The 6,722-nt window shown below is 46.7% G+C and carries 3 protein-coding genes and 3 pseudogenes; 3 read left to right on the plus strand and 3 right to left on the minus strand.

Going from position 1 to position 6,722, the window contains the following annotated elements:
* Positions 1–238: 238 nt before the first annotated feature.
* Both ACYQ8U_RS22310 and ACYQ8U_RS22315 read right to left on the minus strand, forming a co-directional pair.
* Positions 239–940, minus strand: a complete 702-nt coding sequence (locus ACYQ8U_RS22310; RefSeq protein ID WP_459947772.1) for a flavodoxin family protein — start codon at positions 938–940, stop codon at positions 239–241.
* A 325-nt stretch (positions 941–1,265) separates the two neighbouring features.
* Positions 1,266–1,415 (minus strand): EamA family transporter, encoded by a 150-nt coding sequence (locus ACYQ8U_RS22315; protein ID WP_459947773.1) that lies wholly within the window; start codon positions 1,413–1,415, stop codon positions 1,266–1,268.
* An 80-nt stretch (positions 1,416–1,495) separates the two neighbouring features.
* Between ACYQ8U_RS22315 and ACYQ8U_RS22320 the strand changes: the two are divergent.
* From ACYQ8U_RS22320 to ACYQ8U_RS22330, 3 genes and pseudogenes are all read left to right on the plus strand, one after another.
* Positions 1,496–2,316: pseudogene (locus tag ACYQ8U_RS22320) on the plus strand (LysR substrate-binding domain-containing protein); the annotation flags it as partial.
* A gap of 598 nt (positions 2,317–2,914) precedes the next feature.
* Complete coding sequence (gene ppx / locus ACYQ8U_RS22325; RefSeq protein WP_459947774.1) at positions 2,915–4,417, plus strand: exopolyphosphatase; 1,503 nt, start codon at positions 2,915–2,917, stop codon at positions 4,415–4,417.
* A 415-nt stretch (positions 4,418–4,832) separates the two neighbouring features.
* Positions 4,833–6,081, plus strand: a pseudogene (locus ACYQ8U_RS22330) (ATP-binding protein).
* A 61-nt stretch (positions 6,082–6,142) separates the two neighbouring features.
* Here ACYQ8U_RS22330 and ACYQ8U_RS22335 read toward each other — a convergent pair.
* A pseudogene (locus ACYQ8U_RS22335) lies at positions 6,143–6,205 on the minus strand (hypothetical protein); the annotation flags it as partial.
* Positions 6,206–6,722 lie beyond the last annotated feature (517 nt).

Genomic DNA, 6,722 nt, shown 5'->3' on the forward strand with positions numbered 1-6,722 from the left:
TATTTTACCATTGATCCGACTTTACACTACTACTGTCGCGCAAACAGGTCGAGAAAAGATTAATTCGTGGACTGTGCCTTTAAGAGAGGTTGCCATGGCAAATCTCTCTTAAAGGTTCATCCGGAGGAACCTTTAAAATGAAATTATGGATGTAAAACAAGCGATGAGACTCACAATTTAGCCGTGTGCCCTGCCTGAATGCAAGGAACAGGGTACTGAAGAATTTTATCTCCTTTTGTCAGACCGTTTCACCAAACATCGCCATGAGTTTTGCCTGCATGGCCTGGGTTGTTTTTTGGCGGTCGTTTCCCTCGCGAAGTCGTTGTCCCAAAAGCTCACCTGCGATCGCGGCAGCTTTCATCAATTCCGGCTGTTGGCTGACATTTGGAATCATGTCTTCACTTATTTTCACTTCCGGTCCATGCAGCATCACAGGGATACCCACTTGACAGGTTTCACCGTAACCGCAGCTGTAGCAGGAGGCTGCGCCCTGACCCGATACTTTGGCGACAGTTTCTACAAAGTTGTAGAGCAGAAACTTCTCGATTGTATCAGCAGGAGCTTGTCCAGCGGTACCACCTACACCAACGGCGACGGCAACCTTTCCCCAAAGTGTATTTCCCGTCTGATGGCGGAATTGAAACCAGCGTTCAATAAACGCATGGAACATTGCGTTAATTGTTGAGTAATAATTGGGAGATCCGAATACATAGGCGTCAGCCTCGACTATTTTCTGTCTCAACTCGGTCAGATCGTCATCCACCTTGCATATGTTGTCCTTCACGCAACCCAAACAGGCTATGCAGCCGGATATTTTTTTGCCGCGCAGTGAAATAAGTTCGTATTCACAACCGCTATTTTCAAGAACAGTTTCGACCAGCTTATATACACCGGATTGACTTTCTTTGCGTGGACTGCCTGATATTCCGAGGATCTTCATTCTTCCCTCCAGATAAATGAGTTTTGAGACTTTGCAGCTGAAAAGATTAAGCGTAACACAGATTGTCACGTGCGGGTAGACCCGTGTTGATCTTGATGAAGTTATAGAAAGATGCAAGTACTACAACATAATAATGCAGGAATGGAGTTCGCTGGAGGTGATGGGCATCAGGAAACTTCATAACGGGACACCTCTAGCAATGGTCTGATATTTCCAGTGCCACCTTTATCACGTCTTATTTTCTAGCCTAAAAGCCGTATCCAGCTCCTTCCACATCTATATCTTATTCTGAATGCTTATATTATCATTTCGGATTGGCAAGATTTCAGCGTTTCTGACTAGCTAGCTCTCCGAAAGCAGCACCACCTAAAATCAGCATTGCACCTGCCACCTGGAAAAGATTGAGGTGTTCTCCCAGAAGCACGGCTGAAAAAAATAATGCTGAAAGTGGCTCCAAATATCCACAGATTGCCATGACGATCACAGGACCGCAATAGTAAGCAAGCGTTGCAATGCTGACACTGGTTTGCCTATAGGCTTCAAAAAGAAACAGCCTTGAAATACACTCAGTCTGGTATCAGTCGTATGATTAGCGATTTAGAGTCAGAATGGGGGTTACTCTGCTTGAAAGAGGCCGTTCCGGGGCAAGTCTGACCTCTGATGGCCTTAAGTTGATGCCACAGATTGAACGGATCTGTAATGAGCAGAAATTGTTGCAGGCCAAAGTAGAAGAGCTGCATGACATGCAGTCCAGAATGATTCGTATTAGAACATTTTCCAGTGTGGCAACTCATTGGCTTCCCAGGATTATTAAAGTTTTCCGGGAAGATTACCCAAAGATTGATTTTGAACTCCTGCTGGGTGATTACACAGAAATTGAAAGCTGGACTCTGGAGGGGCGTGTTGACTTCGGATTTTTGCGACTACCGCCAACGGCAGAACTGGAAACTATTTTTCTAGAAAAAGATCGTTTACTGGTGGTGATTCCGCATGATCATCCTCTTGCCCATTGTGATAAATATCCAGTCAGCGAATTGGTAAATTATCCTTTTATGCTCCTGGAGAAAGGAGCAAAAGCCAAAATCTCTGAAATATTCGAGTAACACGACATTTCACCAAAGATCAATTTCACAACATGGGATGATTACGCTATTATGTCCATGGTTGAAAGCGGACTTGGTATAAGTATTTTGCCAGAGCTAATTTTGCAACGTATTCCCTACAAAATTTTGGCAAAAGAACTTGAAGAGCCAGCCTTCAGAAACATTGGCGTTGCTACGAGGGAGAAAAAATTACTTTCACTTGCTTCCAAACTGTTTTTAAAATACATAAACGTAAAAGGAGAATCGACAAATTGTTCCACATCAAATCTTTAAAAAGGTAGACACCTTAATTTCAGCCAGTGATCAGCAGCTATTTCGGTTGCCAGAAAACACCCTAACGAAGGGGAAAATACTTCAAATTTGAGATTTACTGTTCGCTGAAAACCGTAGGTAAATTGTTCGGTTTTCGGATTTCCAAACGGCCCTCCACAACATCTGGTCAGGAAGAAGCTTAGCCTCTGAAAATGGTCTCCATCTTATCATTATCGGTGGGAACCTCACTTCCGAGCATCGGATACGAGGGGCACTTAATCATGTATTGCCGTAATTAAAATGGTGATTGTGTAATAGGCTATTCAAGTTTGGTAAGATATATCATATTTGGTGACTAAGATAAGGTTTACTAGCAGTCGCTACTTTACTCCGGTGGTCTGGCAGAAATAGATTACATGACTCCTTTAAAAATCAAATTGGACCCAGACAATGCCCGACAAGAGCATCTCTTAACTGCAGCTTCTCTATGACCTACCCCAGCCGTATTTCGACAAGACCAGGAAGTCGGGTAAGTTCGAGTTGATGACACGATTCTCCTTGCGGTAGAGCGAGTAGAACCCTCCCTATTGGGATAACAGATTACAGACCACTTTTTTCTATGAATGATCAACAGAAATCACCACAATATTTAGCAGCCATAGACCTGGGTTCTAATAGTTTTCACCTGGTAGTTGCCCGCATTGAGAATGGTCATGTTCACATTCTTGATAGAATAAAGGAAATGGTGCGCCTCGGAGGCGGTCTTGATAAAAATGGCAGATTGTCTGAAGAAGCACATATCCGTGCCCTTTCCTGTCTTGATCGTTTTGCTGAACGTGTGCAAAAATTACCCCAGGGCAGTGTGGCTGCCGTTGGAACAAATACCCTGCGTCAGGCGAAAAATTCCCGTCAATTTTTACAAAGCGCCAGTGAGGTTCTGGGCCACCCGATCTCAATTATTGGAGGAAAGGAGGAGGCTCGTCTGATCTATCTTGGAGTTTCCCATTCTCTTGTGGCTGAAGATGGGAAACGGCTTGTGATGGATATTGGCGGAGGCAGTACTGAATTGATTATCGGTGAGGGTTTCGAGCCTCTGCATCTAAGAAGCCTCGAAATGGGTTGCGTGAGTATGAGTCGCGCTTTTTTTCGAAATGGGATGCTCAGCAAGCAGAATTGGGAAAAGGCTAAAATTGCCGCACATATGGAATTACGTCCGGTGCGACGCGATTTTCGAGCAGTTGGCTGGATCTCTGCTGCCGGGGCATCTGGAACGATTAAGGCAGCGGGAAGCATCGTGAAAGCGCTTGGGCTTGAAACCTATCATTTAACCTTGGAAAGCTTATACGAAATACGAAATAGAATGATAGCGGCTGGACATTTGAAAGACCTTCATCTTCCCGGTTTAGATAGTGATCGGCGACCTGTTTTTGCAGGAGGGCTGGCTATCCTCATGGCCACTTTTGAGGCACTTAAAATCGAAACCATGCAGGTTTCCGAAGGCGCCTTGCGGGAAGGCCTTCTTTATGAACGTCTGGGCCGGATTCAGAGCGAAGATACACGATTGAAAACCATTTCCAGTGTGCAGCAACGATTTAAGATCAGCCAGAAACATGCGCGAAGGGTGAGTTTAGCCTCGCACCGTCTTTTCACCGCCTGCGAAAAAGCCTGGAACCTGCGACTGGCAGACGCCGAAAAACTGCATTGGGCAAGCAGTCTTCATGAGATTGGTCTTGCAGTTTCGTTAAGTGGCTATCAAAAACATGGCGCGTATCTTCTGGCCAACGCTGATCTTCCTGGATTTTCTTTGGAGGAGCAGGACTGGATGAGCGTTCTGGTTCGTTGCCAGCGTAAGAAAATATCAGAAAAATTCTTCAGCGGTTTGCCGGAAAAGGACCAAAAGACCGCTTTGAGGCTTGCAATTCTTCTTCGTCTCGCGGTCCTGCTCCATCGTTCCCGTAAAGACGAGACGGCAGCTATTGAACAAGTGATTGCCAGTGAAAATACTTTGACTCTGCAATTTGCACAACATGAGTTGATAAACCATCCCCTGCAAAGAGCCAGCCTCGAGCAGGAAGCCAAGTATTTAAAAAATGTTGGCTTCAATCTCAAGGTTACCTCGTGACCTGCTTTCAGGAAACTGAAACAGGAGACAGACTACATCTTCCACTTTTTCGGCAAGATAATATGGCCCTATTAAATCGATCCATGCCCAAATTGGTCAAACAGGACTGCTACAAAAGTGATTTGTCACAAGTAGAATCTCTTTCCGAGAAGGGCTGGCTGAAGTCAGTCGAAGAGGTCAGGAAGAATATAAATTTCTGCATTTATTTTTTATTTTTAGCTTACACTTGCCAACAGACAACTCTTATCCTTGAATAAGTTCCGACGTTGCTCAAGATAATCAAGTAATTTCTTAAACTAGGAAAATAATTTTATCCCTTTTTTGCTCTGAACTTTTCAAATGGACGGCATGTTATTTTCAATCAGACGAGACAAGGCTTGCAATTGGACTCCAATAGTTCTTACGATGAGCCGTTATGAGAAACGATAATTTATATCCCCGCTATCTCCGTTCTCGTGTTGTGGAAGCATTGTCTGATACGCCTGTGGTGCTGATTCATGGGCCGCGACAGTGCGGAAAGACGACTTTGGCTCGACTGATCGGAGATAAAGGGAAGTTTGTTTATTTCACTTTTGATGACGATGTGCAGCGGGCGGCAGCGCAGGCGGATCCGGTAGGTTATGTTGCAGATCTGCCGGAGCGGGCAGTGCTTGACGAAGTGCAGCGAGCGCCGGAGTTGTTCACCTCTTTGAAGGCGGAGGTGGATAGTCGGCGAGAACCCGGCCGATTCATCCTGACGGGCTCGGCAAATGTGCTGCTGTTGCCCAGGCTGGCCGATTCCCTGGCCGGCCGTATGGAAATCCTTCGGCTACATCCTTTGTCTCAAGCAGAACTTGCCGGTGAAGATCCCAGTTTCCTGTCAAGGCTGTTCAAAGCCTCCTTCCGGGCAGGACCATCCGGACAGCGAATGGGCATGTTGCTGGCCGAGCGGGTGGTGGCCGGAGGCTATCCGTCCGCACTGGTGCGTCCCACACCACGACGGCGGATGGGCATGGTATCGGGATTATGCCGAAACGTTGATTCAGCGGGATATCCGTGACCTGGCGCGTATCAGCGCTTTGGAGACCTTGCCGCGCCTGTTGGCTCTGGCCGCCGGGCAGACGGCGTGTCTGGTGAATATATCCGAACTCGCCGCCCCTTTTCAGATGACTCGTCCCACTATTCGTGAATATGTGACGCTGCTGTCGCGGATCTTTTTGCTGGAAGAACTGCCCCCCTGGCACGGCAATCGGATGAAACGTCTCATCAAGACGCCCAAACTGCATCTGGGTGATACCGGACTGGCATGTACGCTGCTTGGCCTGGATGCGGAAATGCTGTGGAAGGATCGTGCTGTCTTCGGGCGGCTTCTCGAGACTTTCGTCTATCAAGAGTTGCGGCGGCATGCAAGCTGGCAGGAGGAGACGATAATCTTTAGCCATTTCCGTGATAAGGACAAGGTCGAAGTAGATGTAGTTCTGGAATCCGGCAGCCGTGTGGTCGGCGTTGAAGTGAAGGCCGCTGCGACGGTAACGAGTGATGATTTCAAAGGACTGCGTAAACTTCAGGATGCCGTTCAGGAAAGGTTCGCCGCCGGTGTGGTGTTGTATGACGGTGGGTCAGTTGTGCCATTTGGGAGCAATCTGTATGCCGTCCCCATATCCTGTCTTTGGCAGACAAACTGATACTCCCGTCTTTCTGGACGCCTTTGGCATGCTGATAGATCATGATGGCGTTGCGAGTTCCAGGCCAAGAGACGCCATCGATCTTGTCGAAATAGTAACCGTGCTCCTTCAGTTTCTGCTGCACCTTTTTGACTATCGTCCGGCTATTGATCTCACTGGAGCAAGCGGAGGCCGCTGGGGATGATATGGATGGTCTTACCTGCTGCCAAAACAGAAAACGTTCTCAGGAATAAGGTCGATACCGACTATTTGTACCTCAACCAGGCTAATCTATGGAATTTTTATGGTTGGTATTACAAATCTTCAGTTTGAAATTGCTCGATAGCCTGGCATGTCACCCTCCTTTGCTGGATCTTCATCATCAATGGTTCTCTGCCGTTGGTTCTATGCGTCGCTCCTGTCCTTATCCACTGGCAGGAATGTATTGGAAGCAGTGGTCAGTATCAAATGGAACGGCTGGTCGGGATCTTCTGAAATTTGCACGATGAAAATCCCGTTTTAATCCTGCGGAGATTAATTCATATTTCAGAGAAATTTCGAAGCCGTTTCTTGTTTCCGCAGGAAGACTGCTCTATGATAGATAAGACTTTCACAGTACTGCATCATTTTTCCCTTCTGTGTTGGAGGCCAATAATCATGAA

This window comes from Desulfocastanea catecholica, from assembly GCF_054657295.1.

Bases quoted from the DNA above. Each gene is read 5' to 3' on its own strand.
- ppx (WP_459947774.1), top strand. From the start codon at position 2,915: ATGAATGATCAACAGAAATCACCACAATATTTAGCAGCCATAGACCTG.
- ACYQ8U_RS22315 (WP_459947773.1), bottom strand. From the start codon at position 1,415: ATGGCAATCTGTGGATATTTGGAGCCACTTTCAGCATTATTTTTTTCA.
- ACYQ8U_RS22310 (WP_459947772.1), bottom strand. From the start codon at position 940: ATGAAGATCCTCGGAATATCAGGCAGTCCACGCAAAGAAAGTCAATCC.